Consider the following 26296-nt stretch of genomic DNA (forward strand, 5'->3'; position numbering starts at 1 on the left):
ATGGCAAGAAAGAGCAGAAAAAATGTCCAAGTCACACCCGCAGTTGTTGTAGGCCCCGTCCAGTACAAGGTAGCGCTCTATGCCAGAATCTCGGTTGAGAACGAACAAAAGCGAGAAGCAGACACCATAGGTAATCAGATTGCGTTGCTGAAGGACTTTGTTTCCCAGCATCAGGATTTAGTTGTCTTTGACCTCTATTGTGATGACGATATCTCGGGAGTTAGCTTTGTGCGCCCGGAATTCGCTCGAATGATGAATGACATCCGAGCTGGCAAGGTGACCTGTGTGATTGTCAAAGACTTGTCTCGTCTGGGGCGAAATATGATTGAGAGCGGTGAATATATTGAGCAGATCTTTCCGAGAATGGGTGTGCGCTTTATCTCCGTTACCGATCGCTTTGATTCATTGCGGGATGATGCCGACATTTCAATCCAACTGAAAAATTTTGCAAACGAGGCATATGCGAGAGACATTTCCAAGAAAATTCGGGCGGTGAAACGGACGCAGCAGCTTGCTGGTAAGTGGACCACTGGCACTCCGCCATATGGATATATGTTAGATCCGGATGACAAGTACCACCTATTTCCTGATCCGCAAACGGGGCCAATCGTTCTTGCCATTTTCCGTATGGTGGCAGAGAATCATACTCTCCACTTCATAGCGAAAACTCTGAATGAGCAAGGGGTGCCCAGTCCCGGACGCTATCTGTACGATATTGGTTTGCGGAAGACGGAGAAGTTCAAAAATGCCATCTGGTATCTGCAAACGATCAAGAAAATTCTTGTCGATCCGGTCTATCTTGGTTGGATTGTGTCCGGAAAGTACAGAAGCCAGCTGTGCGAGCGGGGGACAAAGACTACAGTTAAAACGCCCGAAGAGGAATGGATTATCAATAAAGGTATGCATGAACCCATTGTTTCCAAAGAGCTTTTTGATAAGGTTCAGGACATCCTCTCGGCTAGGCAAAGTGAACAGGGCCTTGCGACTATCTACGATTCCAAGAGTAAACGAAGAAGTATGTTCAAAGGAATTCTTCGTTGCGGAGAATGTGGTCGCAGTATGTACTTGCGCAGTAAATCTAATCGCGGTTATTACTATTATTGCACTCTCCATGAGAATTACAATGCCACCATTTGTCCCAAGAAAGCGGTCAAACAGGAGGATGTAGAGTCCCTTGCCCTGCGGCTTATCCAAACTCAGATAAGAGCATTCTCCGATGCCCAGAGACTGATTGCCAACTTGAATGCTACGCCTTCTTCGCAGACCCGCTATCAGATATATGAAACCCAGATTGATGATGCAAAGAGAAATATTGAAAAGTTCAATCAGCTGAAGGCAGCCCTGTATGGCGATTTTGCAGATGGGCTTCTGAGCCATCAAGATTACACAGATCTGAGCGAGGACTACTCTAGGAGGGCGGATGATTTGAGAATCTTTATTGCTGAATTGGAGAAGGAAAAGGAAAAGTACTCAGCGGGATTTGGCAGCAAAATGCAGTGGGCACTGTTGGTTGAAAAGTATAAGGATCAGGAGTCCCTTGACGCTGAGATGGCAGCAGCCTTCATTGAGACGCTTACCTTGTTTAACGATGGCCATGTTGAAGTGGCATTCCGCCATCGTGATGAGATTGAACAGGTTCTCTATGTCGCTGCGACCCGAGGAAAGGAGGCGGAGAGATATGCCGGATAAGGTGCTGGCGTTTTATATTCGTTTGTCGAGTGAAGACCGAGATCTCAAAACAAATGCATTGAAGAATGAGAGTAACAGTGTTTTCAACCAAAGGCGGTTACTCCAGGATTACTATGATACACATGAATCGCTCCATGGTTATAAAGTGATCGTGTTCTGCGATGACGGTGTCACGGGAACACATTTTGACAGGCCAAAGTTCGATGAGCTAATTGAGATGGCTCGCAATCAGGAAATTCATTGCATTATGGTGAAGGACCTATCTCGTTTCGGAAGAAACTTTCTTGAGATGGGAAACTACCTCGAACTGATCCTGCCTCTTTATGGGGTCCGCTTTATCTCTATCAATGATGCCTTTGATAGTGATGACTACTTAGGTGTCACGGGCGGACTTGAGTTAGCCCTCCGCAATCTCATCAATAATATGTATAGCCGAGATCTATCAACCAAGGTGCGCTCAGCTTTTCGTACCCGCAATCTGCGTGGTGAATACTGGGGAGGAAACGGCTTCTATGGCTACCAAGTCCATCCTCATAACAAAAAGAGATTGATCGTAGATGAGCAGGTTCGTGACATCATTGTCATGATTTTCGAGTCCTGCGTTGCAGGCATGACCACGAGCGAGATCGCTCAAATGCTGAATGATATGGGCATTCCATCCCCGTTAGAGCATAAACGGCGAAATGGCGGGTTTTATAATGGGGTGGTCAAGGAAGAGACTGGAATCTGGCTCAAGGGGGCTGTTCGAAAGATTTTGACTGATGAGCGCTATACCGGTAAGATGATTACCAATACTCGAGAGACAGAAGAAGTAGGAAAGCCTAAGATGCGGTCGTTGCCCCGAGATCAATGGATCATAGTGCCAGGTACACATGAAGCAATCATTTCGGAGGAGCTGTTCCGAGCTGCACAGAATGCGCTCCAAGGGCGTATTCGGAATGTTAACAAGAATACTGCCGGGAACCGAGCCAACAATCTGTTTGTTTGTGGCTGCTGCGGGAGGAAGCTCCGAAAGAATCCAGCAAAGGAACCACACCTTGTTTGCCCGAAAAATGACAGTATTAAGGGTGCTGAGTGTGCAGGCATCTTTGTCAATCAGGCCCATATTGAGCAAGCTGTTCTTCAGATGCTGCGGGAACAAAGTAGGAGCTTCCTTGAGCAGCATTGCTTGATGCAGGCATGCATTGACAAAAAGCTTTCAAGTATTCAAACGGAGCTTGATGCTAACACCAATATGACAAGACGGCTCCAAAGTAGAAAGGCTGAACTATATGAGCAATACCGAGCGGGTCGCATAAGCAGAGAGAAATTTGCTGATATCCAGAAGACAGATTCAGAGAAGCTGGCAAGACTCTCATGTAGAGCTGAAGAGATCAAGCGGCTTCTGGTAGAGCACTATGAGTCTCGAGGTAATCTTGCGGCGGGAAAAAGAACAGCCGATCAGATCATCCTGCTTAAAGATTATGATCCGGAAATAATTAGAAATTTTGTAGAGCGGGTTCGTGTGTACCCTTCAGGAGAGATTGAGATAGATATGCGTACTTCGAGCGGGTTTGCATTTGTAACGGCAAGCTAAAACAATAAGCGGCCCACTTTGGAGGCAGCTGAAAAAATTCCGAAAAAACTGTATGTCTATCTTGACACAACCAGAGGGCTTCGTCACCGGTATGGCGGCGAAGATGTTCACCGTGGCCGGGCCGGTCATTACCTTCGGGACACTGGCATCGGTGATCTACGGCGTGATCCTGATGCTGTTGAAATGATCGGCGGGGGGAAAATTGCATATCTGAACCGAACTCCTTTGACGTGGAGATGTCTTGGCGGATCTGTGCGTCGGATTCACCTTTCCTGAAAACGGGGAGGTGACAACTGCGATCGACCATGCAGCCTGCGGCCTTGCATTGAAATTTCGCAAAGCTGAACCGGTAGGTGTATTGCGTGGCATTTTTCAAATTCTACAAAAAATTGTTATTTTTTTGTCATATCTTATAATTGCAAAAGAAACGGACACAGATTATACTAACAGTGTTAATGAGCGATATTGTTTCGCTTTTCTTTTTACATTGACTCGTGCACGTGCACGGAACGGAAAAACATATACAGCTCGAGTGGAGACCAACAGAGCAAGTATGGAACGCATCGCCGCTAGAGCCTGGCGTATCCCGGGGCACTGGAATCGGGTGCTGCCAGCTATGATCTTGACGGGCACGGTGTTGGGGGGAACAGCCCACGGCATCCGTTTTCAAATTAAAAATCTGTATACTTGTTGATACGATATGCCGCCTGCGGCGGCGAGAGAGGAGCAAGACATGGAAACCATTACCAACCTGATCAAAGACACACCGATCCCCAAGATGGTCAAGGTTCGCCAGAACTTCGACAAGACCTGCATCCCTGAGAGCGATATTCCCGGCATCATCACCCGGGAGCTGGATCGCCCTGAGATCGGCGGCAAGATCCAGCCCGGTCAGAAGATCGCCATTACCTGCGGCAGCCGCGGCATCAATCACAATGCCGTGATGGCCCGTGCCATTGTGGATTTTGTCAAATCCAAGGGTGCCGAGCCTTACATTGTGGCGGCTATGGGCAGCCACGGCGGCGCTACCGCCGAGGGCCAGCTCCAGATCCTCAAGGACTACGGCGTCACTGAGGAAGCCATGGGCTGCCCCGTGAAAAGTTCCATGGAGACGGTGCAGATCGGCATTTCCGGCATGCGTCACCAGCCGGTGTTCATGGACAAGAACGCCTCTGAGGCGGACGGCATCATCCTCTTCAACCGCATCAAGCCCCATACCTCCTTCCGCGGTCCCTATGAAAGCGGCCTGATGAAGATGATGGCCATCGGCCTTGGCAAGCAGAAGGGCGCTGAGAGCATCCATCATCAGAGTCCTGCCATCATGCATGAGCTGGTGGAGGAGTACGGCCGGACGATCCTGGAAAACGCACCGGTTCTGGGCGGCATCGCCATCATTGAAAATGCCTATGATGATACCTATCTCATCAAGGGCCTGAGCCCGGAGGAGATCATCAGCGAGGAACCCAAGCTCAAGGAGATCTCCTACAAGACCATCGCCCACCTGCTGTTTGACAAGTGCGACGTGCTGGTGGTGGATAAGATCGGCAAGAACATCTCCGGCGACGGCATGGACCCCAACGTGTCCGGCCGCTTTGTCCAGCCCAAGTACTGCTCCGGCGGTATTCAGGCGGAGAAGTGCGTCATCCTGGACCTGACCGACGAGACCCACGGCAATGCACAGGGCATCGGCCTGGCGGAGGTCACCACCCGCCGTCTGTTCAACAAGATGAAGCTGGAGATGACCTATCCCACCGGCGTGACCAACACCTTCCTGCATCTGATGAAGATTCCCATGATCATGGACAATGACCGGGAAGCTTTACAGCTGGCCCTGATGTGCTGCCCCGAGGCAGAGGATCATGACCACATGAAGATGATCCGCATCCCCAACACCGCCCATATCGGTGTCATCGAGATTTCTGAGGGTATGCTGCCTTTGGTGGAGAACAACCCCAACTTTGAGGTTCTCACGGAGCCCTATGACCTGCCCTTTGACGAAAACGGCAACCTGTTCTGAAAAATCCGAGCTGCCGGAGGCCTGCCGTGAACAGGCGGACCGCCGGAAAGCTCTGGTTTTAAATAGTAGTGCAAGAAACGCAAAAAAAGAAAGGAACTGACTCTATGGTATCTCCCGCAATGCTGATCGTAGCACTGGTGATCGCAATCGCAATCATCCTGTTCTGCATCATCGTTCTCAAACTCAACGCTTCCATCGGCATGGTTCTGGCCAGCCTGTTCATGGGTGTGGCCGGCGGCCTCGACCTGATGACTACAATGGACACCATCTCCTCCGGCTTCGGCAGCATGATGACCAGCATCGGCCTGCCTGTCGGCTTCGGCACCATCCTGGGCCAGCTGATGAGTGACAGCGGCGCTGCCGACATCATCGCCGACAAGCTGGTTTCCGCTTTCCCTGAAAAGCGCTCCATCTGGGGCCTGAGCCTGGCCGGCTTCGTGCTGTCCATCCCTGTGTTCTTTGACGTTACCTTCATTATCCTGATCCCCATCGGCATCACCATTGCCGCCAAGATCGATATGAAGATGTGCTATGTCACCGGCTGCCTGACCATCGGCGCCACCACCGCTCACTGCGTGGTGCCTCCCACGCCCAACCCTCTGGCTGCTGCCGATATCTTTGGCTTTGATCTGGGCATCATGATGATCGTCGGTCTGGTTGTCGGTTTTATCACTGTTCTGGTGTCTGACTTCATCTATGTTAAGATCCACAACCGCGGCATTTGGAATGAGGAAAAGGACGTGAACCACAGCTCCAACGTTGTCAATGAGCTGGTGGCTGCCCGTGCTGCCCAGAATGACGCTAAGGCCCGCCCCTCCTTCGGCATGGCGCTGCTGCCTGTTGTGATCCCCGTGGTGTGCATCCTGTTCGGCACTCTGGGCACCGCTGTGTTTGACGAGGAGCCTCTGATCTGCAGCTTCCTGGGCAACAAGCTGGTTGCCATGACTCTGGGCACTCTGGGTGCTTATCTGGTGAGCCTGCCTTACATCGGCCGCGAAAATCTGGAGAAGTCTGCCGGTGAGGCCCTGAAGAGTGCCGGCGTGGTGCTGCTGATCACCGGTGCAGGCGGCTCCTTCTCCTCCGTTATCACCGCCACCGGCATTGGCAACGCCATCGTGAGCCTGCTGGGCACCGATACCACCTCCGTCATCCCTGCCATGTTCCTGGCCTACTTCATTGGCATGATCTTCCGTGTGGCGCAGGGCTCCGGCACCGTGGCCGGCATGACCTCTATGGGCATCATGGCAACCATCGCTCCCGCCATCGGCTGCCATCCCGTGTGGATCGCGCTGGCCTGCCTGTCCGGCGGCAACTCCATCGGCCATGTCAATGACTCCGGCTTCTGGGTGGCCACCAATATGTCCGGCCTGACCGTGACCGGCGGTCTGAAGACCTACACCCTGGGCTCCTTTATCTCCTCTGTGTGCATTTTCGTGCTGGCTCTGATCGGCGCCCTGGTGATCCCCCTGTAAGCATACCCGGCCCCATAATATGAAGGAGGAATTATACATGCAAAATGCAATGATTATTGACCCCAAAGACAATGTGGCCGTTGCCATTGAGCCGATTGCCGCAGGGGATACCGTTACCTATCTCAAAGAGGGAAAGACTGTATCTCTGAAAGCCACGGAAGATATTACCATTTATCATAAGCTGGCTACCCGGACCATCGAAAATGGTGAGCCTGTGGTGAAGTATGGCGAACACATCGGTGTGGCCACGGAACAGATCCCCGAGGGCGCTCATGTTCATGTTCACAATGTTGAGAGCATGAAAGAAGATCGCCGCGGGATGGAGTAAGGGAGGATACAGAATATGACTTTTTACGGATATCGCCGTCCTGACGGACGGGTTGGCGTGCGTAACCGAGTACTGATCCTGCCCGCCAGCGTTTGCGCCACAGACACGGCCCGCATCATTGCACAGCAGGTCGAGGGCGCTATCAGCTTCAATAACCAGCAGGGCTGCTCTCAGGTGGCCCCTGACCAGCAGTTCACTATGGATGTAATGGCCGGCTATGCCGCCAACCCCAATATCTACGGTACTGTGGTGGTGTCTCTGGGCTGCGAAAACTGCCAGATGGACCTGGTGGTCAAGGCCATTGAGGAGCGCACCAACAAGCCCCTCAAGCAGGTCATCATTCAGGAAGTGGGCGGAACCCTCAAGGCTGTTGAGATCGCCGTTCGTTATGCCAAGGAGATGGTGGCTGAAGCCTCCATGCTCCAGAAGGAGGAGTTCCCCCTGTCCGAACTGATTGTCGGCACGGAATGCGGCGGCTCCGATCCTACCAGCGGCCTTGCTGCCAACCCCGCCATCGGCGCTATGAGCGATCTGGTGGTGCAGGCAGGCGGTACCAGCATTCTCTCCGAGACCTCCGAGTTCATTGGCGCTGAGCACATTCTGGCCCGCCGTGCTATCAACAAGGAAGTCCACGATCGCATCTATGAGATCACCAGCCGCTTTGAGGCGCACTTCCACGCTGTCGGCGAAGATGTCCGCCAGGGCAACCCCTCTCCGGGCAACAAGGCCGGCGGCATCACCACGCTGGAGGAGAAGTCTCTGGGCTGCATCCACAAGGGTGGCCACAGCCCCATCAATGCTGTATATGATTACGCCAAACAGGTCGAGAGCAAGCAGGGCCTGGTCATCATGGACACGCCGGGCAATGACCCCGCCTCCGTGGCGGCCATGGTGGCCGGCGGTGCACAGGTCATTGTGTTCTCCAGTGGCCGGGGTTCACCGGTGGGCCATCCCATTGCTCCTGTGGTGAAGGTCACGGGCAATAAGATCACTTTTGCCAATATGGAAGATAACATCGACTTCTGCGCAGCTCCTCTGATCTACGGGGAGAAGACGGTGGAGCAGCTGGGTACTGATCTGCTGAATATGGTGGTAGAGACCGCCTGCGGCAAGCAGACCAAGGCGGAAGCACTGGGCTTTGTTGAGACCGCTATTGCCCGTATCTGCAACTACGTCTGATTTGTTTTATAAAGTACATCTATAAAGTACATCGTCGGCTCTGACGCGGCTTTATGCCGCGTCAGAGCTTTTTTGTGCAAAGAGAGAATTGGATAGACCGTCCCAATATTTAAGAGCGGAAAGAAAGCGGCCGCAAACAGGCGGCATATCATCAGGGCTTCTTCCTTGTATAAGCTGTGTAAAATTTGTGAACTTTTTTCGCTTTAACAGGGTTACATAACGATGTGGAAAAAACTGTGGAAAATGTGAAGAACCCTTTGGAACCGGGGAAAATCCGGGGTGACGGGCTGTTATATAAAAAGTTACGTAACAACCTTTCTGGGTGAAACGGCACTCTTTCTGACAAAAAAACGGGGAACAGCGGGGGATGCTTGCAGTCGGGACGGGGATATGCTATAATCAACTCAATATGAAAATGGCAGAATGTTCCCTGATAAACGGGGAAATGCCCTCTTGGAGGAACTATGGCGACTAAAAAACAGGATTATGGCAATGACAGCATCTCGTCTCTGAAAGGCGCGGACCGGGTCCGGAAACGGCCCGGTGTCATTTTTGGCTCCGACGGTCTGGACGGCTGCGAACACGCGGTTTTTGAGATTCTCTCCAACTCCATCGACGAGGCCCGGGAGGGCCACGGCCGGGTCATCACCGTGACGCGGTACAATGACCGCTCTATTCAGGTGGAGGATATGGGCCGGGGCTGTCCCGTGGACTGGAACGAAAAGGAGCAGCGCTACAACTGGGAACTGGTGTACTGCGAGCTGTACGCCGGCGGCAAGTATGATAACCTCACCGGTGACAACTATGAATACTCTCTGGGCCTCAACGGTCTGGGTGCCTGTGCCACCCAGTACGCCTCCCGCTACATGGACGTCACCGTCTGGCGGGACGGCTTTGAGTACAAGCTCCACTTTGAGCGGGGCGAGATCGTGGGAGGGCTGGAAAAGACGCCCCTGCCCAAGTCTCAGGTGAAAAAGACCGGCACACGCACCCGCTGGCTGCCGGATCTGGATGTGTTTACCGACATTGCCATCCCGGCGGAATACTTCACGGATGTGCTGCGCCGTCAAGCAGTGGTGAATGAGGGGATTACCTTCAAGTTCCGGGATCAGCAGGAGGACGGCTCTCTGCCTGAGGAGGATTTCGTTTACGAGCACGGCATCCAGGACTATGTGGCGGAGCTGGCCGGAGAGGGCGCACTGACCGCCCCGGTGTTCTGGCAGGCGGAAAAGCGGGGCCGGGACCGGGCGGACAAGCCGGAGTACAAGGTGAAGCTCTCTGCCGCCTGCTGCTTTTCCAACAAGGTGCAGGTCATCGAGCACTACCACAACTCCTCCTGGCTGGAGCATGGCGGCGCGCCGGAAAAGGCAACAAAAAGCGCTTTTGTCTCCGCAGTAGATAAGTACCTGCGGGAGCAGAACAAATATCAGAAAAACGAAAGCAAGATCACATGGCAGGATATTGAGGACTGCCTGATCTTCGTCTCCAACAACTTCTCTACCCAGACCAGCTACGAGAACCAGACGAAAAAATCCATCACCAACAAGTTCGTGCAGGAGGCCATGACGGAGTTCCTGCGGACGAATCTGGAAATTTACTTCATTGAGAATCACTTCGACGCGGAGAAGATCGCTGAGCAGGTGCTGGTGAACAAGCGCAGCCGGGAAAGTGCGGAGAAGCAGCGGCTGAATATCAAGAAAAAGCTCTCCGGCAATATCGACATCTCCAACCGGGTCCAGAAATTCGTGGACTGCCGCTCCAAGGATGTGGAGAAGCGGGAAATTTATATCGTGGAGGGCGACTCCGCATTGGGCAGCGTCAAGCTCAGCCGGGACGCGGAGTACCAGGGCATCATGCCCGTCCGGGGCAAGATCCTGAACTGCCTGAAAGCGGACTACGCCCGCATTTTCAAAAGCGAGATCATCACAGATCTGATCCGTGTGCTGGGCTGCGGCGTGGAGATCCAGAACAAGCACGTGAAGGATCTGGCAGCCTTCGATCTGAACAACCTCCGGTGGAACAAGGTGGTCATCTGCACCGATGGCGACGTGGACGGCTTCCAGATCCGGACGCTGATTTTGACCATGCTCTACCGCCTGACCCCTACCCTGATCCAACAGGGGTATGTGTATATCGCGGAAACGCCGCTTTTCGAGATCAACTGCGGGGATAAGACGTGGTTCGCCTATTCCGACAAGGAGAAGGCGGATATTGTCAAAGCTCTGGAGGGGAAGAAGTACAAGATCGACCGCTCCAAGGGCCTTGGTGAGAACGACCCCGACATGATGTGGCTCACCACCATGAACCCGGAGACCCGGCGGCTCATCCGGGTCATGCCGGAGGATGTGGAGCGGACGGCGGAGGTGTTCGACCTCCTGCTGGGGGATAACCTCCAGGGCCGGAAGGACCATATCGCGGAAAACGGAGCAAGATTTTTGGATCTGGCGGATATTTCATAATTGTGCCGCCATGCGGCACCAGATTGCGGCCCCCACTTTTCTTTTGTCTTGTCAAAAGAAAAGTCGCCGCCGCAGCGGTGGAAAAGAAAAGCGCTATCAACCAAACTTGCACACCGTGCAAGTTTGGGGAAACGGGTTCTGTGAGAACTGCTGTGCAAATGAAGCAGTGCGTACTAAATCACGGGCGGGGTACACATCTTGCTTAACTCTGTGCGCCGTGACGATCAAACATCAAATTCCGGGGCATAGGCAGGACACCCCCTGCTCCTCTTTCCGCTGCCGCTGATATTCATTTGCGGAATCAGCCAGCGCGTAGCGAAGCGGAACGCGCGGGAGCAGAAATACGCCGGTTCGGTTTTGCAGCCTGATGTGCGGTGTGCCTACAGGTGCGGGGACGCAATGCCGGACGGAACAGGTTTAGCGCAGCCGGTAGGAGACTTCCGGATTTGGTCGGAAGTCCGTGACAGCCAGCCCCCGTTTCGGGTGATTTGACACAGAAGTGTCAAATCATCCCTCAGCGTCTTTTCTTTTGACCATGAATGGCCGTTTTCTTTTCCGCAAGAGGAAAAGAAAATGGGGATTCAATTCTGCATGGTATCACCATGCTCCCCCGTGCGGCAACGCCACGCTCCTTTGTGAAGCAAGGAACATACAGGGGACATCTGCACGGCAAAGCCGTGTTGCTCAGCAATTTATCTGGCAAAAACACCACTTTTTTGTGGATAAAATAAGGAACGTTTATTATGCCGAAAAAGAAGCAGCCGGAAGGATCCCGGCATCCAGCCAATAACCCCAACGTCATGGGCCTCCGGGCGGCGGTGGTGGAGCAGCCCATCACCGACACGCTGGAGACCAACTATATGCCCTACGCCATGAGCGTCATCGTCTCCCGCGCCATTCCGGAGATCGACGGCTTCAAGCCCTCTCACCGCAAGCTGCTCTACACCATGTATAAAATGGGGCTGCTGACGGGAGCAAGGACGAAGTCCGCCAACATCGTGGGCCAGACCATGCGCCTAAACCCCCACGGCGATGCCGCCATCTACGATACGATGGTGCGTCTCTCCAAGGGCTACGGCGCTTTGCTGACGCCATTTGTGGACTCCAAGGGCAACTTCGGTAAGTCCTATTCCAGGGATATGTCCTGGGCCGCCCCCCGGTATACGGAGGCGAAGCTCTCCGCCATCTGCGGTGAGATCTTCAAGGACATCGACAGCGACACCGTGGACTTCGTGGATAACTACGACAACACCATGAAGGAGCCGGCGCTGCTGCCCACCACCTTCCCCAATATTCTGGTATCCGCCAACAGCGGCATCGCCGTGGGCATGGCCTCCCAGTTCTGCGGCTTTAACCTGAAAGAGGTCTGCGATACCGCGGTGGCCTATCTGAAAAACCCGGACTGCGACCTGACGGAGACGCTGCTGGCCCCGGATTTTCCCACCGGCGGTGAGCTGATTTTTGACACAGATGCCATTCGGGACATTTACAATACGGGTCGGGGTAGCGTCCGGGTGCGGGCCAAGTACCGCTATGTGAAGGATCAGAACCTGCTGGAAATTTACGAGATCCCCTACTCCACCACAGTAGAGGCCATTCTGGACAAGGTGGCGGAGCTGATCAAGGCGGGCAAGGCGAAAGAGATCTCGGATATGCGGGATGAGACCGACCTCTCCGGCCTGAAGCTGGCCATCGATCTGAAACGGGGCGTGGACCCTGATAAACTGATGGCCAAGCTCTATAAGCTGACGCCGCTGGAAGACGCCTTTGCCTGCAACTTCAATGTGCTGATCGCCGGCAGCCCCAAGGTGCTGGGCGTCCGGCAGATTTTAGAGGAATGGACGGCATGGCGCACCGACAGTGTGAAGCGGCGGATCTTCTTCGTGCTGGGCAAGAAGAAGGAAAAGCTGCACCTGCTGAAGGGCCTGAAGCGCATCCTGCTGGATATTGACAAGGCCATCCGCATTATCCGGGAGACGGAGGAGGAAGCCGAGGTCATCCCCAATCTGATGATCGGCTTCGGCATCGACCAGATTCAGGCGGAATATGTGGCGGAGATCAAGCTGCGGAACATCAACAAGGAATACATCCTCAAGCGCACCCGGGAAACCGACGCACTGCGGGATGAGATCGACGATCTGGAGGACCTGTTGAACAGCCCTAAGCGGGTGAAGAAGGTCATCGTGGAGGAGCTGAACGCCGCCGCCAAGAAATACGGCGAGCCCCGCCGCACCTCCATCGTCTACCCCCACGAGATCACCAGCTACACCCCGGAGGAGGAACAGAAGGAGGAGTATCCCGTCACTGTGTTCCTGTCCCGTGAGGGGTATTTCAAGAAAATCACCCCCGCCTCTCTGCGGATGAATAGTGAGCAGAAGTTCAAGGAGGGGGATGCCCTCCGCCAAAGCTTTGAGACCACCTCCAACGCCGAGGCCATGTTCTTTACCGACCAGTGTCAGGTCTACAAGACCCGGCTGGGCGAGTTTGATGACGCCAAGGCCAGCGTACTGGGTGACTACCTGCCCACCAAGCTAAAAATGGATGCGGGAGAAAATGTGATCTTCATGGTGCTGCCGGGGGTAGACTACGCTGGAAGCCTGCTGTTCTTCTATGAGAACGGCAAGGCGGCCCGGATTGAGATGAAGGCGTATCAGACTGCCTCCAACCGCCGGAAGCTCACCGGCGCCTATTCCGACAAGTCGCCCCTGGCCTGCATCCGTCGCCTGGATGAGGACTGTGAACTGGCTGTGTATTCCAACGAACCTCGCTGCCTGATCTTCCACACGGCGCTGTTGGCTCCCAAGACCACCCGTTCCGCTCAGGGCGTGGCGGTGATGACGTTGAAGCCCAAGTATCATCTGGAAACGGTGCTGTTGTCTGAGGAGACCTCTATTACCAACCGGACCCGCTATCGGGTGCGGGCCATTCCCGCCGCCGGCGCTTTGGTAAGGGAAGAGGATTCTGAGGATCAGCAGATCAGCCTGCTGTAAGGCCATGTTCCGGGCGAATAGATAAAGATAGGGAGAAATCCATTTGAAAAAACAACTGAGAAGCTATGGCATTATAACAGTGGGCTCTGTGATCTTCGCACTGTCCTTCGACTGGTTTTTTGCCGCTAACGCCGTGGGTATGGGCGGCATCACCGGCCTGGCCCAAGTGCTGAATGTCCTGTTCCCGGCTCTTTCCGTAGGTATCGGCACGATCCTCCTGAATGTCCCGCTGTTTCTGGCCGGATGGAAGTTCATCGGCTTTCACCTACTGGCCTCGTCCCTGTTTTCCATGACGGTCAGCTCACTGGCGATGGACGGCATCGCCCTTTTGTATACATTCTCCCCGATGGATCCCATGCTGGCCTCCATCTGCGGCGGCGCTATGATGGGTGCGGGACTGGGCATCGTCTTTTCTCAGGGGGCTACCACCGGCGGCACGGACATCGTGGCCCGCCTGCTGAAGCTGAAATTTCCGTGGCTTCCTATGGGCAAGCTGATACTGATCCCGGATGGTGTGGTACTGGCATTGACGGCCATCGCCTTTCAGCGGCTGGAAACGGCTCTCTATGGTGCGGTGGCCCTGTATGTGTCCAGCAAGGTTATGGACACGGTGCTCTACGGCCTGAATGCGTCCAAGGTGGCCTACATCATCTCGAATCACTGGCAGAAGATCTCCGACGCTATTCTGGCCTATGACCGGGGCGTGACCATCCTCAATGCCACCGGCGCGTACAGCGGCAGCGAAAAGCACGTTTTGATGGTGGCCTTCCGCCAGCGGGAGATCGTGGAGATCAAGGAGATCGTCCATGAGGCGGACCCGGCGGCATTTTTGATCGTCTGCGACGCCCATGACGTGCTGGGCGAGGGCTTCGGCGAGTATCAGAAGGAATTATAAGGAGGCAGTTTCCATGACGGATTTTACAAGGGTCAAAAAAAATCTGGAATCCAAGCGGTTCCGCGTCAGTACGTTTGCCACGGCGGAGGAGGCCGCGGACTATCTGGATCGCTCCATTGACGGCGTATCTGTGGGCATCGGCGGCTCCGTCACGGCGGAGCAGATGGGCCTTTACGAAAAATTGTCCGGACATAACCGGGTGTTCTGGCACTGGCGTCCGGAGTCGGCGGAGGACCCCCGCAGAGAGGCTATGACGGCGGATATGTATATCACCTCTGTCAACGGCATGGCGGAGACTGGCGAGCTCATCAACATCGACGGCAACGGCAACCGGGTAGCATCGTCCCTGTACGGCCACAAGAAGGTCTGGTTCATCGTGGGACGGAACAAGCTGGCCCCCACCTACGAGGAGGCCCTTTGGCGGGCGCGGAACATTGCTGCGCCGAAGAATGCCCAACGGCTGGGCCGGAAAACGCCCTGCGCCGTTCATGGAGATCGCTGCTATGACTGCAAGAGCCCGGAGCGGATCTGCCGGGGCCTGGTGGTCCTGTGGGAGGCCGTAGCCAACATGGAGATGGAAGTGGTCCTGATCGATCAGGATCTGGGCTATTAAACGATTTAAAAAAGGAGGGGCGCGAATGAAGGTATATCGACTGGCGGCGGCGGGACTGGCGCTGGGCCTGCTGACAGGCTGCGCCTCTCTTCTGGAGCGCTCCTATACCACATCAGAGCCTCACAGCAGCAAGTTCTGGGAAAGTGAGGCCGCCGCTACCCTGCGGGCGGAAAACCGGCAGGATATGGTCAACGATCTGCTGATCCTCATCGGTCAGCACACAGAAACCGCGTCGCTGCGGCTGTATAATTTCCCGGACGAACAAACTGCGTTGGAGGAATTGGAAAAGGCGGCACAGGAGGTTCAGCAGGAGACCCCGCTGGGAGCCTATGCCGTGGAGTACATCACCTATATCAGCCAGCCCCAGCGGAGCTGCTTTGAGGCGGACCTTCAGATCGGATATCGGCGCACGGCGGAGCAGATGCAGACCATCGTCAGCGCCTCCAGCGTCAGTGCGCTTGGTGATCTGCTGGAGGCGGCGCTGGACGGTGGCCGGACGGAACTGGTGGTCCGCATGGGCTATTGGCAGGCAGACAGCCGGGAGAAGGTGGCGCAGGAGGTTCAGCAGGTGCGGCAGGAGCGGGGGACCCGGGAGGAAGCGGTCTGGATCGTCCATTACTATCCGGAAACCGACCCGGTGGGGATCATTGAATTCCTGCTCAAGCCCACGGAGGAAGAAATTCAGGTGTATCAAGCAGAGCAGGTGTCTGCGGCGCAGTCGGAGGCATCTTCAACAGAACAGGCGCCGTGATAGGCTCTTTGAAAGACATCGAAAAAACTATTGAAAAAAATGTAAAAAATGCTTGACAGAACGGGGAGGTCTTGCTATAATACTTCTTGTTCCGCGGGCTTAGCTCATCTGGTAGAGCGCCACCTTGCCAAGGTGGAGGTAGCGAGTTCGAGCCTCGTAGCCCGCTCCAGAGTAAATCAGGACATCCGATTTGGATGCCCTGATTTTTTTATTAGACGAAAAGAACTCGATACCGACACCCATGCGCGAAGCGCATTTTAATCAGAGGTGAGGCAGGGTTCCTGCGAATTGCGGAACACAATTCGCGGGATGCCGGGAAGCGGGTTCGAGCCTCGTAGCCCGCTCCAGAGTAAATCAGGACATCCGATTTGGATGCCCTGATTTTTTTCGTTAGACGGAAAGAACTCGATACCGACACCCATGCGCGAAGCGCATTTTAATCAGAGGCGAGGCAGGGTTCCTGCGAATTGCGGAACGCAATTCGCGGGATGCCGGGAAGCGAGTTCGAGCCTCGTAGCCCGCTCCAAGATGTGTTGATGAAAGATGCAACACAGAAAACGCCGCACGAAAGTGCGGCGTTTTTGCATCTTTACAGGCTTTTTGCTGGCGAAAAAGTTGGGAAAAACGCTTTTTTCAGAAAAACAGTTTTTCCACGCGAGAGGCGACATTTCAGAGATGCAGCAGAGCGCTCTTATGGACTGGTGTGACTTGAACACCGAGGCTAAAAAAGAATGAAGAATAAGAAGGCAGGCCGCCGTTCGGCTCCCCATGTGGGAGCGGACGGTGGCCTTTTTCGTCTCATTGGTGCTTATGTTGCTTTCGCTTCGTTTGTCTGCCATTCCTTGGTGGTGTTGGTAATAGCTTTCTCGTAACCTTTCGGGTATGCTTGCGTTACAAAAATACGAAAGAGGTGTCCGAGAATGGCAACCACCAAAAACTTGTGCGCTCAGATTCCCATCGACCTGCATGAGCGGGTCAGCGAAGAACGGGAACGGCTGGGCCAGACCACCAGCGAGTACATCACAAATCTCATCCAAGACTATTACAACATGATGGAAAATCAGAAAGGCGGCATTCAAATGACTGAAAAAGGCAGAACCATGGCATTCCAGATTCCCGAAGAACTCTTCCAGCGCATCAAGCGTCACTTGGAGCGCGAGACGCTCCGCAACGGCAAAAAGCTCACCCAGCGAGACTTCGTGCTGAACCTGATCACGCAGGCGCTGGACGAGGCGGACGCTGAGAACACCGAAGAGCAGAACACCCCCACTGAGGCCCCTGTCGCGCCCCGTGTGGCCGACGTGACCGCTCCAGCGGACACGGACACCCCCCACGAAGATAACGCTGTGTAGGCCCGCGTTAAAGCCCAAACAAAAGAACATGATTTAGGGAAAAGCCACCCAGGGCATCCGAATCTCTCGGATGCCCTGGGTGGCTTTTTGCGTTTCGCCAGAAAGGAGGTCATCACTATGGCAAGCAAGATCAAAAGACGCTTCACAGACACAGAAATGCAGATCGCCAAGGAAACGGATCTGCCGGAGCTGATGTCCCATTTGGGCTATCAGGTGCGGCGGATCGGCAGATACCACACCACAGCGGAAATGGACAGCCTGCGGATCAAGGACCGCCGCAAGTGGTTTCGGTACTCGCAGAATACTGGCGGGGACGCCATTACCTTCCTGCAGCAATTCTGCGGCAAGAGCTTTCCAGAGGCTGTGGAGTACCTACTGGCCTTTCACGGCAGGGCAAGAGACTCCCCCGACAAAGCGGTGCCTTCCGTCAAGCGGGACGAGGTGCAAAAGCCCTTTACCCTGCCCCCTCGCAATGCGGATGATCGCAGGGTGTTTGCCTACCTGCACAAGCGCGGCATCGTCCCACAGGTGATCCGTCAGTTTTTGAACAGCGGCCTGCTGTATGAGGACGCCGAGCATCACAACTGCGTGTTCGTCGGAAAGAACAGCGCGGGGTAGGCAAAATACGCGGGCCTGCGCGGGACCTATGACCGGGAGGGCAAGGGCTTCCGCGGAGATGTGACAGGCAGCGATAAACACATCGGCTTCGCACTCCCGTATGACCGCAGCTCAGATCAGGTTTTCGTATTCGAGGCGCCCATCGACCTGATGAGCTATCTCACACTCCACCGGAACACACCGAACGCGCTGGCCCTCTGCGGCCTTTATGACGGTGCACTGCAAGCCTATCTGACAGATCATCCGCAGATCAAACGAATCGAATTGTGCCTGGACGCAGATGGGCCGGGACGGGAGGCGGCTCGGCAATTTCAGAACAAATACACAGCCATGGGCTACGCCGTGACCGTGGAGGAACCCCGCAGCGGCAAGGACTGGAATGAGTATCTGCAAAAAAGAAAAACACCTGAGAGGGGGCGGTAACCAAGTAATCAACACGAAAGATCCAAAGAAACCTATTCGGAAAATATAAGGAGGAAGTTCGCATTTGAATAAAAAATATTTCTTTTCTCACCGTGTACTGGCCATGCTTCTGACACTGGCCCTGTGCCTTGGCATGATCCCCACGGCATCAGCCGCCCAGCAGAACAGCTACCATGATCCCGTCGAGCATTGGCAGCAGGCCAGCAACCGGACGAATGAACTGGATGTCAACGCCATCGTCACCCACGAGACCTTCTACTGCGCCACCTGCCGGGAAAACACGGATTTCACCGTCTGGCGTGTTCCGGAGTATACCCGCTCCGGTGAGACGGCCCTGAACCGCAACGTCAAGTATTCCAACGGGATGTGTATTGACGAAGTAACGGTAGGTAGTCTGGATGCCGGTGTCCCCGGCGAGAACGCCTATTACACCGGCTACCACTGGACCAAATCCGTATGCAGCCGCTGTGGAGACTGGAACAGTAACGAGACCAACGGCGCCCCCTACGCATGGGATAAGAACATCTACGTTCTGCATGACTGCGCCGCCAAATTTTATCTGGATCTGCCGGAGACCGTTACTCATGAATATGTAGACAGCAAGTACCACCGCACCGTCACCAAGGGCGGCACCTACTGCTGCTTCTGTTACGGTACAAATTACGAGAAATCCTCTGTGCTGGAACGCCATGACATGGCGGTGGAGACTCTGCCCCAGCCCGCTCATGGCCGTTTCGCTGCCGTGGAGAAGTGCCGCCTGTGTGACTATACCCGATATGACTACACGGCGGCCAAGGCCGTTGTTGCCAGCTACTACGGCGTGGCAGACGGACAGCCCCATACCATCAGCGTCACGGACTTGTCTGAAGCCGGTGTCCGCACGGCCATCCGCTACGGCAACAGCGCGGATAGCTGCACCATGACCACCGCACCCAACTATACGGACGAGGGTCAGTACACTGTCTATTACGAAATCACCTACACCTGTGACGGTGTGGATATGACGGAAAACGGCGTGGCCTATGTCTGGCTGCGGGATGATACCACAGATGAAAACGGCAACTGCGGCTGCGGCTGCTCTAACCCTAACTGCGGCTGTCAGAACAAGCATTGCAACGGAAATTGCTGCACCGACAAGGGCTGCGGTGAAAACCACAAGTATATTCTGCTGGACAGCACCAAGGCCGGCTGCACCACCCTCGGCTATGACCGCTACCTCTGTACGGAGTGCGGCAAAATCGAAAAGCGCGACTATGTGGACTCTCTGGGCCACGCATGGCAGGGCATCGTCATCCGTGACGCTACCTGCGAAACCGATGGCAAGCTGCTGGAGCTTTGCTCCCGCTGCGGACAGATGAAGCAGACCGCCACGCCCAAGGGCGAACACAGCTATGAGGTCTATACCGTGGCCGCCACCTGTACCAGCCCCGGCTATACCGTCCGGGAATGCTCCGTTTGCGGAGACCGGCACATCGAGGACATTACTCCCGCCATTCCGCATGATTACAAGGCTCATGTGATCGAGGCTACCTGCGATGCAGAGGGAAAGACCATCCATCGCTGTGATGGCTGCGGCAGTTCTTTTGTCACAGACTATACGGAAGCCCTGGGCCATAGCTGGGACAAGGGCACCCTTGTCACCAACGCCACCTGCACCGGCGAGGGGGTCATGGAATACCGCTGCACCCGCTGCGGCTATCACCGTCTGGATGCCGACCCCGCGGATGGCCACATCCCCGGCGCTCCTGCTACCTGCACGGAACCCCAGCTCTGCACCCGCTGCGGTGCTGTGCTGGAAAAGGCCCTGGGACATGATTACAAGTCCGAAGTGACGGCTCCCACCTGCACGGAGATGGGCTACACCACTAACACCTGCTCCCGGTGCGGTGATACCAACAAGAGCAACTACACCGAGCCTGCCGGTCATAAGCCCAGCGACTGGATCATCGACAAGGAGCCGACCACCGATTCCGAGGGCAGCAAGCACAAGGAATGTACCGTGTGTGGTGAAAAGCTGGAGACACAGCCCATTGAAAAGATCTACAACAGCGCCACCACAGATAGTAAGGGTGAGGCCATTGTGGGCGGCTACCTTGTGACCGTCACCGACACCAAGAATCCCGTCGCAAACGCCGCTGTGGCGCTCCATAAGGACAATTCGATCTCCATCCGCCTGCCCAATAGCCGCCTGCTGGACTACGCAGACCAGACCACCGTCACCGTGCAGCTGGTCAAGGACAAGAGCGCTGTACCGGGCATGAGCATTTCTGTCACGGATAAGAATGACAACTATGCCGCGGGCAAGACCGACAAGGCGGGGCAGGTCACCGTTCCCACCGGCAGCGGCAAGACCAATGAGGACGGTAAGGTCACTGCTGGCTATGAGGATGCGGACGGCGACCGTTGGACGCTGACCATCAAGGTGGAGCATACCGATACCGGACGCCCCATCCCCAACGCGGAGGTCGCCATCGGCAAGACCGGCAATATTACGGTCAAACTGCCGGATGGCACGGATCTGGATAAAAACCACCGTGTGACGGTTACCGTCACCGACCACAAGAAAAATCCGCAGGAGAATAAAAACATCATTGTTAAGGGCGACCTGAGCCAAACGGCCAAGGGCAAGACGGATCAGGACGGCAAGCTGACCGTTCCGGAAATCGAGGAAAGAGAGCGTCACGGCGCATATATCCTGGGCTACACGGACGGGACCTTCGGCCCCAGCCGCAGCATGACCCGTGCGGAGGCCGCCGCTATCTTCGCCCGTCTGCTGGCGGAGAAGAACGGCGATACCATTTCCACCGTGGCCAACACCAGATTTACGGACATTCCCGCCCATGCCTGGTACTCCGGCTATGCCAAATACCTCAATAACAACGGTGTCACCTACGGTAAGAGCAAGACCATCTTTGCCCCCAACGATGCCATTACCCGTGCCGAGTTCACTGCGCTGGCCGTCCGCTTCTTTGATGTGTACGGCGATGGCGACGCTGAGATCATGGAGCAGTATAAGGACTTCAACGATGTGAGCGACGGTTATTGGGCTGCCGCGTACATCAAGGCTGCCGCCAAGCATGGCTGGATCAACGGCTATGGTGATGGCTCCTTCCGCGCTGACGATGAGATCAACCGTGCGGAGGTTGTGACCATCGTCAACCGCCTGCTGGGCCGCGAAGCGGATGAGGCATACATTGCGGATAACCTCCGCAAGCTGAACACCTTCCCGGATGTCAGCCGCAAGCATTGGGCGTACTACGCAGTCATGGAGGCCGCCAACACCCATACCGCCATTCTTGGTGACAGCGAAAGCTGGGGCAAGTAAACACCCTGCCACCCTCCCGATGCCGGGAGGGTGGCTTTTCTAACATCAAACATCATAATTAAAAAGGAGAACTGAACTATGCTGAAGATCACTGCCATTGGCAACCTGACCAACGATGTGGAACTGAAAATGAATGAGACCACCGGCAAGCCCTACGCCATCCTGCGAATCGCCTCGGACCGCCGCTATAAGGATAAGGATGGCAACAAGCTCACCGACTTTATCTCCATCAAGGTGCGCGGCCCTCTGGCCGAGCGCTGCGCCGAGTTTGCCTGGAAGGGCTGCAAGCTGGCGGCCTCCGGCGATTTTGAGACCATTACTTTTGAGGACGAACCGGAGCGTCAGCCCGGTTTCCTCATCAAAGCCAGCGAGGTGGAGTTCCTCTCTCCCCGCAAGGTGGAGGAAACGGCGCAGGAATTGGAAGATGAGTCTGTCCGCGAGGTCGCTGCCTGATGAAAAATACCGGGATCACATATACCAGCGCTGAACGCAGCCCTGTGATCCTGCCGGAGATGGCCGAGCTGCTCCCGCCTTTGAGCGCGGAGCAGCTCGACGCTCTGGAAGCAGATCTCATCAAAAACGGCTGCTACGCACCCATCATCATCAATGAGGACATGGTCATCATCGACGGGCACAACCGTCAGGCACTGTGCGAAAAGCATGATCTGCCGTACACGATGGCCGTTTTCTCGTTTGAGGATCTGCTGGAAGCCAAGCAGTGGGCGCTGGATACCCAGAAGGGACGCCGCAATCTGGAAAAGTGGGAGCTGGGCAAGATCGCCCTGAAGCTAAAACCAGAGATTGAAGCCAAGGCCAAAGCCAACATGGCTGCTGGCGGACAGAATTTCCGCCCCAGTGAGGCCGAGGAAGGTTCGGCAACATTGCCAAACCTTCCTTCTGTTGAAAAAGCGGTAGATACCCGCAAGGAACTGGCCGAAGCGGTCGGCTTGGGCGAGCGTACCATGGGCAAGGTCATGCAAATCGATGAGAATGCCCCGGACGCTATCAAGGAGGCGCTGGACAAAAAGGAACTGTCCATCAACAAGGGCTATGACCTGACCCGCCAGCTTCAGGATGTACCGGAGGATCAGCGGGAACAGGCTGCCGCGGAGCTGCTGGAATATGAAAAGGCGAAGAAGAATCTCAAACAGCAAAATGCGGAGATCGACCGCAGGGGCAAAGTTGCAAACACTTTCTGCAAGGCATACGAAAAGGCTTCTCTTCTGACTGCCGCCGAGAAAGATGTCCGCTGCTGGACGGAAGGTACCCGCATGACGCTGGAGGAACTCCAGGACACCGTGAAGGAGTCCCGTGAGATCGCCCAGGTGTTCGCCGCCATTGCCGATATCATTGAGCAGAAGATTCTGCCTGCAGACTGGCGAAACACCGGCCCCGCGGAGGATATTCCCTGTGGGGTGGCGTCATGAGCGAGATGCTTTCTGTTCGCCAGTGGCAGGACCTGTTCCGCAGTGGGGCGTTTCAGGATAGATCCCGTGAGACGCAGATCCGCGCCGGGTGGTATGACTGGTTTTGCAGCGATACGGCTCTTGCCGGCAGACTGCAGAGGATCGGCAGGGTGGTCATGGGGATCACGGAGCCTGCCATTCTGGACAATTACTATGTCTGGTTTAAAAACAACTGCCCTCTGGACGGCCCCCTCTATGATGACGTGCGCTTTGAGCCGTTGGAGGGAGACCGCTGCGGACGGTACTTTGTGGTGTCTCAGGATTGCCCTTATGAAAAGCAGAAATGGACGCTGTATACGGAGCGGAGCGGCTTTGAGACCCCGGAGTTCAGTTGCGATAAGGTCCGCGAGATGGAAAAATACCTGAACAGTCAGGGCAAAAATCTTGCACAGGCTATGCAGCTGTCCGCTGTCGTGAAAAAACCGAAAAAGGAGGAACCGACGCGATGAAAGAGAAGAAAAGTCCTTCACCGCCCAGCCTCCCTCCTGACGCCCAAAGGGAGATCCTGGACAGGCTGTCCGCGGAGACTCGGATCAGTTCTCAGGAGATCGCCGCCATTTTGAAGCGGCACGGCGTCTGCGGCGATATGGACGCCTTGCAGGATGCCTATCGGAAGCGGCTGGGCCAGCGCCTTATGTCCACCATTCGGGATGAGACCGGCAAGCGTGAGGTGCTGGCAGCCAGCGGCGGCGAGTATGTCATCGTGGATTGCTGCAACGATCCGCAGAAGCTGAAGGCTATTCGACACCGCATCCAGGCGCAGATGAACGGACTGGATGTGTCTGCCGGAAAGGTGCGCAAGCGTGTTCGTTTTCTGGAACGCTTCGCTTCTTGGGTGAGAAAGGAGACCTCGGATGGCGCGGCGTGAATTGTCAGCGGCGGATATCTACCATAAATTCGCGGCGCAGCTGGACAAGGATGGCTTTCGGTTGTACCACGCCGCGCAGCGGAGCACCGGCTTCCAGCCCTATGACGCCTTCCCTTATGAAGATAACCGGGGCGCGTTTGAGGCAGCGGACGGACATACCCTTCTGCGCTATCTGGAAGCAGCTCATTTCGATGCCGTCACATGGGAGATCGTCCCCGGCACCACCTATGAACGGGCCATCCTCGGCAAAGTGGACACCACTACACCGGAATACCGCGCGTTTCGTGAAGCGATCTGCAAGGACGCACTGGGGCGCATGGGGTTGGGGCATCTCCTGAAAACAAAGGAAAAAGAAGTGAAAGAGGTGGGACATGAACGATAACATCACCGAGATCAACAAAGATACCTTCTGGGAGCTGATCCAGAGTGCAAAGGAAACCTGCGGACAGGATATGGACGCTATGATGGACTTCCTGAAAGACCGTCTGGTATCTATGGGACCGGAGCAGGCTCAGAACTTCCACGACATCCTCCACGCCTATGAGGATCTTGCGGACAAGTTTGGACTGTGGGACGCCGCCGAGGTCATGAAGGAATATGGCTGCAGCGATGACGGCTTTATCGACTTCCGCGCCTGGCTCATTGCCCAGGGAAGGGATGTCTATCTGTCCGCGCTGGCAGACCCGGATTCTCTTGCGGAGGTCATCCCCTACGGGGACTGCTGCTTTGAGACGCTCAGTTATGTGGGAGATTATGCCTATGAGCAGCTCACAGACAAAAGCGCCTATGACCAGACGGATCAGACAAGATATGAAACACTGCTGGCAGAGTTGGAACAGGATATCGTCTACAAGGGCGGTATTGAATTTCCCAGAGAGGGACCGGAGCTGAAACAGTACCTGCCACGGCTCTGCGCGGCGCATCCGGGCTGGGATGGCAAGACACGCTGGAATGTGCAGCAAAAGGAAATGCGGGATCTCATCCGTGCCGGAAAGGCGTATGACCAGCGGCAAGCGCCCAAAAAGAAACACCGCAATCATGGAGGTGAGGCCAGATGAGCGAATCCGTCATCATCGGTGTAGATCATGGCTACGCTGCCATGAAAACCGCGCATTTTTCCTTTCACACCGGGCTGGTGGCCCATGAGCATGAGCCGTACACGCTGAACAATGTGCTGGAATACGGCGGTAAATATTACGTGGTGGGCAGTGGACGCCAGCCGCTCCAAAAGGACAAGACCCAAACGGAGGATTACTACCTTCTCACGCTGGCCGCCGTCGCAAAGGAACTGGTATACCGCAATGCCGGAACGGCAGCGGACATCCATCTGGCAGCCGGACTGCCGCTCACCAGCTTTGGCAGGGATAAGAAAGCATTCCGGGACTACCTGTGCCGGGGCGGCAAACCGGTGTCCTTCCGCTATGAAGGAGAGGACTATGTCATCACGATCTCCAAAGTGTCGCTGTATCCGCAGGGCTATGCCGCAGCGCTGACGCAGGGTAGCCTGCTGGATGAGCCATCCGTCATCGTTGCGGATATCGGCGGCTGGACGGTGGATCTCATGCGGCTGGACAACCGCATCCCCAACGCCGCCATCTGCCGCAGTCTGGAACTCGGCATGATCCGCTGCCTGGATGAGATCAGCGAGCAGATCCGCCGTGGCCTTGATCTGTCTATGACGGCAGCTCAGATTGAAAGCGTTCTGCGCGGCGATGCCAGCCATGTGAACGAGGACGCGAAAAAGATCATTTATCAGGAAGCGGAACGCTACACCAAACGCCTGCTCTCCGCCATCGCGGAGAGCGGTCTGGATGTCCGAGCCATGCCTGCTGTTTTTCTGGGCGGCGGTGCGACGCTGCTGAAGCATCATGCTTCCGCCGCGGACGGACTATGCCGTCCCATCATACTGGATGACGTTTGCTTAAATGCCAAGGGATATGAGCGTCTGACAGAGCGAATGTCGAAAAAGCATGAGCAGTGACAAGAAGCGGCTGAACCTGTCCTTCTCCATGGCCTCGCCCATCCAGCGGCAGGCGTGGCGGACGCTGATGGATATTCCGGCAGGTGAGCGCACCGGTGCCGTTTGCCGGATGATCTGTGAACACAAAAATCAGCGGGAACTGCTGGAGGCTGTGCGTCAGGCGATCCGTCAGGAATTGCAGGGTAGCCAGATCCAAATCGCACAAGCAGCGCCGCAGGCCGGGAGCATCGACGAGGATGTTCTCGGCTTTCTTGCGTCGCTGCAGGAAGGAGATGATACAGACTGATCCGATAC

General features: G+C 55.4%; 26 protein-coding genes and 1 tRNA gene. All 27 read left to right on the top strand.

The window, feature by feature from the left end; genetic code table 11:
• The 27 genes from H8Z83_RS13535 to H8Z83_RS13660 all read left to right on the top strand — a co-directional run bounded on the left by H8Z83_RS13535 (position 1) and on the right by H8Z83_RS13660 (position 26288).
• Positions 1 to 1689 carry a recombinase family protein gene (locus H8Z83_RS13535; RefSeq protein ID WP_187015518.1) on the top strand — a complete coding sequence of 563 codons (1689 nt, stop codon included), beginning with the start codon at positions 1 to 3 and terminating at the stop codon, positions 1687 to 1689.
• Positions 1679 to 3265: a recombinase family protein gene (locus H8Z83_RS13540; RefSeq protein ID WP_187015519.1), complete on the top strand. Its 1587-nt coding sequence runs from the start codon at positions 1679 to 1681 to the stop codon at positions 3263 to 3265. Before H8Z83_RS13535 ends, H8Z83_RS13540 begins: the two co-directional genes overlap by 11 nt.
• A gap of 52 nt (positions 3266 to 3317) precedes the next feature.
• Positions 3318 to 3452: a SpoVA/SpoVAEb family sporulation membrane protein gene (locus tag H8Z83_RS13545; RefSeq protein ID WP_243185012.1), complete on the top strand. Its 135-nt coding sequence runs from the start codon at positions 3318 to 3320 to the stop codon at positions 3450 to 3452.
• A 54-nt stretch (positions 3453 to 3506) separates the two neighbouring features.
• Positions 3507 to 3959, top strand: coding sequence for a hypothetical protein (locus H8Z83_RS13550; protein WP_187015520.1), 453 nt, complete (start codon positions 3507 to 3509; stop codon positions 3957 to 3959).
• 39 nt (positions 3960 to 3998) lie between these two features.
• Positions 3999 to 5282: a nickel pincer cofactor-dependent isomerase, group 22 gene (locus tag H8Z83_RS13555; RefSeq protein WP_187015521.1), complete on the top strand. Its 1284-nt coding sequence runs from the start codon at positions 3999 to 4001 to the stop codon at positions 5280 to 5282.
• A 104-nt stretch (positions 5283 to 5386) separates the two neighbouring features.
• Positions 5387 to 6754, top strand: a complete 1368-nt coding sequence (locus H8Z83_RS13560; RefSeq protein WP_187015522.1) for a GntP family permease — start codon at positions 5387 to 5389, stop codon at positions 6752 to 6754.
• Between the two features lie 37 nt (positions 6755 to 6791).
• Positions 6792 to 7082, top strand: coding sequence for a UxaA family hydrolase (locus tag H8Z83_RS13565; RefSeq protein WP_187015523.1), 291 nt, complete (start codon positions 6792 to 6794; stop codon positions 7080 to 7082).
• 15 nt (positions 7083 to 7097) lie between these two features.
• Positions 7098 to 8261 (top strand): UxaA family hydrolase, encoded by a 1164-nt coding sequence (locus H8Z83_RS13570; protein WP_187015524.1) that lies wholly within the window; start codon positions 7098 to 7100, stop codon positions 8259 to 8261.
• Positions 8262 to 8725: 464 nt separating this feature from the next.
• On the top strand, positions 8726 to 10720 hold the full coding sequence (locus H8Z83_RS13575; RefSeq protein ID WP_187015525.1) for a DNA gyrase/topoisomerase IV subunit B: 1995 nt from the start codon (positions 8726 to 8728) through the stop codon (positions 10718 to 10720).
• Positions 10721 to 11463: 743 nt separating this feature from the next.
• Entirely contained in the window at positions 11464 to 13710 is a 2247-nt protein-coding gene (locus H8Z83_RS13580; RefSeq protein WP_187015526.1) for a DNA gyrase subunit A, read from the top strand.
• A gap of 43 nt (positions 13711 to 13753) precedes the next feature.
• Positions 13754 to 14605, top strand: coding sequence for a YitT family protein (locus tag H8Z83_RS13585; RefSeq protein WP_187015527.1), 852 nt, complete (start codon positions 13754 to 13756; stop codon positions 14603 to 14605).
• Between the two features lie 13 nt (positions 14606 to 14618).
• Positions 14619 to 15218 carry a lactate utilization protein gene (locus tag H8Z83_RS13590; RefSeq protein WP_187015528.1) on the top strand — a complete coding sequence of 200 codons (600 nt, stop codon included), beginning with the start codon at positions 14619 to 14621 and terminating at the stop codon, positions 15216 to 15218.
• Positions 15219 to 15243: 25 nt separating this feature from the next.
• Positions 15244 to 15969, top strand: a complete 726-nt coding sequence (locus tag H8Z83_RS13595; RefSeq protein ID WP_187015529.1) for a hypothetical protein — start codon at positions 15244 to 15246, stop codon at positions 15967 to 15969.
• 93 nt (positions 15970 to 16062) lie between these two features.
• Positions 16063 to 16138: transfer RNA gene (locus H8Z83_RS13600), tRNA-Gly, on the top strand.
• Positions 16139 to 16505: 367 nt separating this feature from the next.
• Positions 16506 to 16676 (top strand): hypothetical protein, encoded by a 171-nt coding sequence (locus tag H8Z83_RS13605; protein WP_187015530.1) that lies wholly within the window; start codon positions 16506 to 16508, stop codon positions 16674 to 16676.
• Between the two features lie 213 nt (positions 16677 to 16889).
• The gene (locus H8Z83_RS13610; RefSeq protein ID WP_187015531.1) at positions 16890 to 17321 is read left to right on the top strand and encodes a translation initiation factor 2; all 432 of its coding nucleotides are present in this window, start codon (positions 16890 to 16892) and stop codon (positions 17319 to 17321) included.
• A gap of 117 nt (positions 17322 to 17438) precedes the next feature.
• Positions 17439 to 17939: a DUF3991 domain-containing protein gene (locus tag H8Z83_RS19670; RefSeq protein WP_243185014.1), complete on the top strand. Its 501-nt coding sequence runs from the start codon at positions 17439 to 17441 to the stop codon at positions 17937 to 17939.
• 60 nt (positions 17940 to 17999) lie between these two features.
• A complete protein-coding gene (locus H8Z83_RS19675; protein ID WP_366464314.1) occupies positions 18000 to 18362 on the top strand; it encodes a toprim domain-containing protein in 363 nt (120 codons plus the stop codon).
• 64 nt (positions 18363 to 18426) lie between these two features.
• The gene (locus H8Z83_RS13620; RefSeq protein ID WP_243185015.1) at positions 18427 to 21687 is read left to right on the top strand and encodes an S-layer homology domain-containing protein; all 3261 of its coding nucleotides are present in this window, start codon (positions 18427 to 18429) and stop codon (positions 21685 to 21687) included.
• 78 nt (positions 21688 to 21765) lie between these two features.
• Positions 21766 to 22140, top strand: coding sequence for a single-stranded DNA-binding protein (locus H8Z83_RS13625; protein ID WP_187015532.1), 375 nt, complete (start codon positions 21766 to 21768; stop codon positions 22138 to 22140).
• The gene (locus H8Z83_RS13630) at positions 22140 to 23114 is read left to right on the top strand and encodes a ParB N-terminal domain-containing protein (protein ID WP_187015533.1); all 975 of its coding nucleotides are present in this window, start codon (positions 22140 to 22142) and stop codon (positions 23112 to 23114) included. The genes H8Z83_RS13625 and H8Z83_RS13630 overlap by 1 nt, the downstream gene beginning before the upstream one ends.
• Positions 23111 to 23602, top strand: a complete 492-nt coding sequence (locus tag H8Z83_RS13635) for a hypothetical protein (protein WP_187015534.1) — start codon at positions 23111 to 23113, stop codon at positions 23600 to 23602. The genes H8Z83_RS13630 and H8Z83_RS13635 overlap by 4 nt, the downstream gene beginning before the upstream one ends.
• Entirely contained in the window at positions 23599 to 24021 is a 423-nt protein-coding gene (locus H8Z83_RS13640) for a synapsin-1 (Synapsin I) (RefSeq protein ID WP_187015535.1), read from the top strand. Before H8Z83_RS13635 ends, H8Z83_RS13640 begins: the two co-directional genes overlap by 4 nt.
• Positions 24008 to 24403 carry a hypothetical protein gene (locus tag H8Z83_RS13645; RefSeq protein ID WP_187015536.1) on the top strand — a complete coding sequence of 132 codons (396 nt, stop codon included), beginning with the start codon at positions 24008 to 24010 and terminating at the stop codon, positions 24401 to 24403. Before H8Z83_RS13640 ends, H8Z83_RS13645 begins: the two co-directional genes overlap by 14 nt.
• Complete coding sequence (locus H8Z83_RS13650) at positions 24393 to 25079, top strand: DUF4240 domain-containing protein (RefSeq protein ID WP_187015537.1); 687 nt, start codon at positions 24393 to 24395, stop codon at positions 25077 to 25079. The genes H8Z83_RS13645 and H8Z83_RS13650 overlap by 11 nt, the downstream gene beginning before the upstream one ends.
• On the top strand, positions 25076 to 26002 hold the full coding sequence (locus H8Z83_RS13655) for a ParM/StbA family protein (RefSeq protein WP_187015538.1): 927 nt from the start codon (positions 25076 to 25078) through the stop codon (positions 26000 to 26002). Before H8Z83_RS13650 ends, H8Z83_RS13655 begins: the two co-directional genes overlap by 4 nt.
• On the top strand, positions 25992 to 26288 hold the full coding sequence (locus tag H8Z83_RS13660) for a hypothetical protein (protein ID WP_187015539.1): 297 nt from the start codon (positions 25992 to 25994) through the stop codon (positions 26286 to 26288). The genes H8Z83_RS13655 and H8Z83_RS13660 overlap by 11 nt, the downstream gene beginning before the upstream one ends.
• The last annotated feature ends 8 nt before the right edge of the window (positions 26289 to 26296 follow it).

It is taken from the genome of Dysosmobacter segnis (assembly GCF_014297285.1).
Classification (GTDB): domain Bacteria; phylum Bacillota; class Clostridia; order Oscillospirales; family Oscillospiraceae; genus Oscillibacter; species Oscillibacter segnis.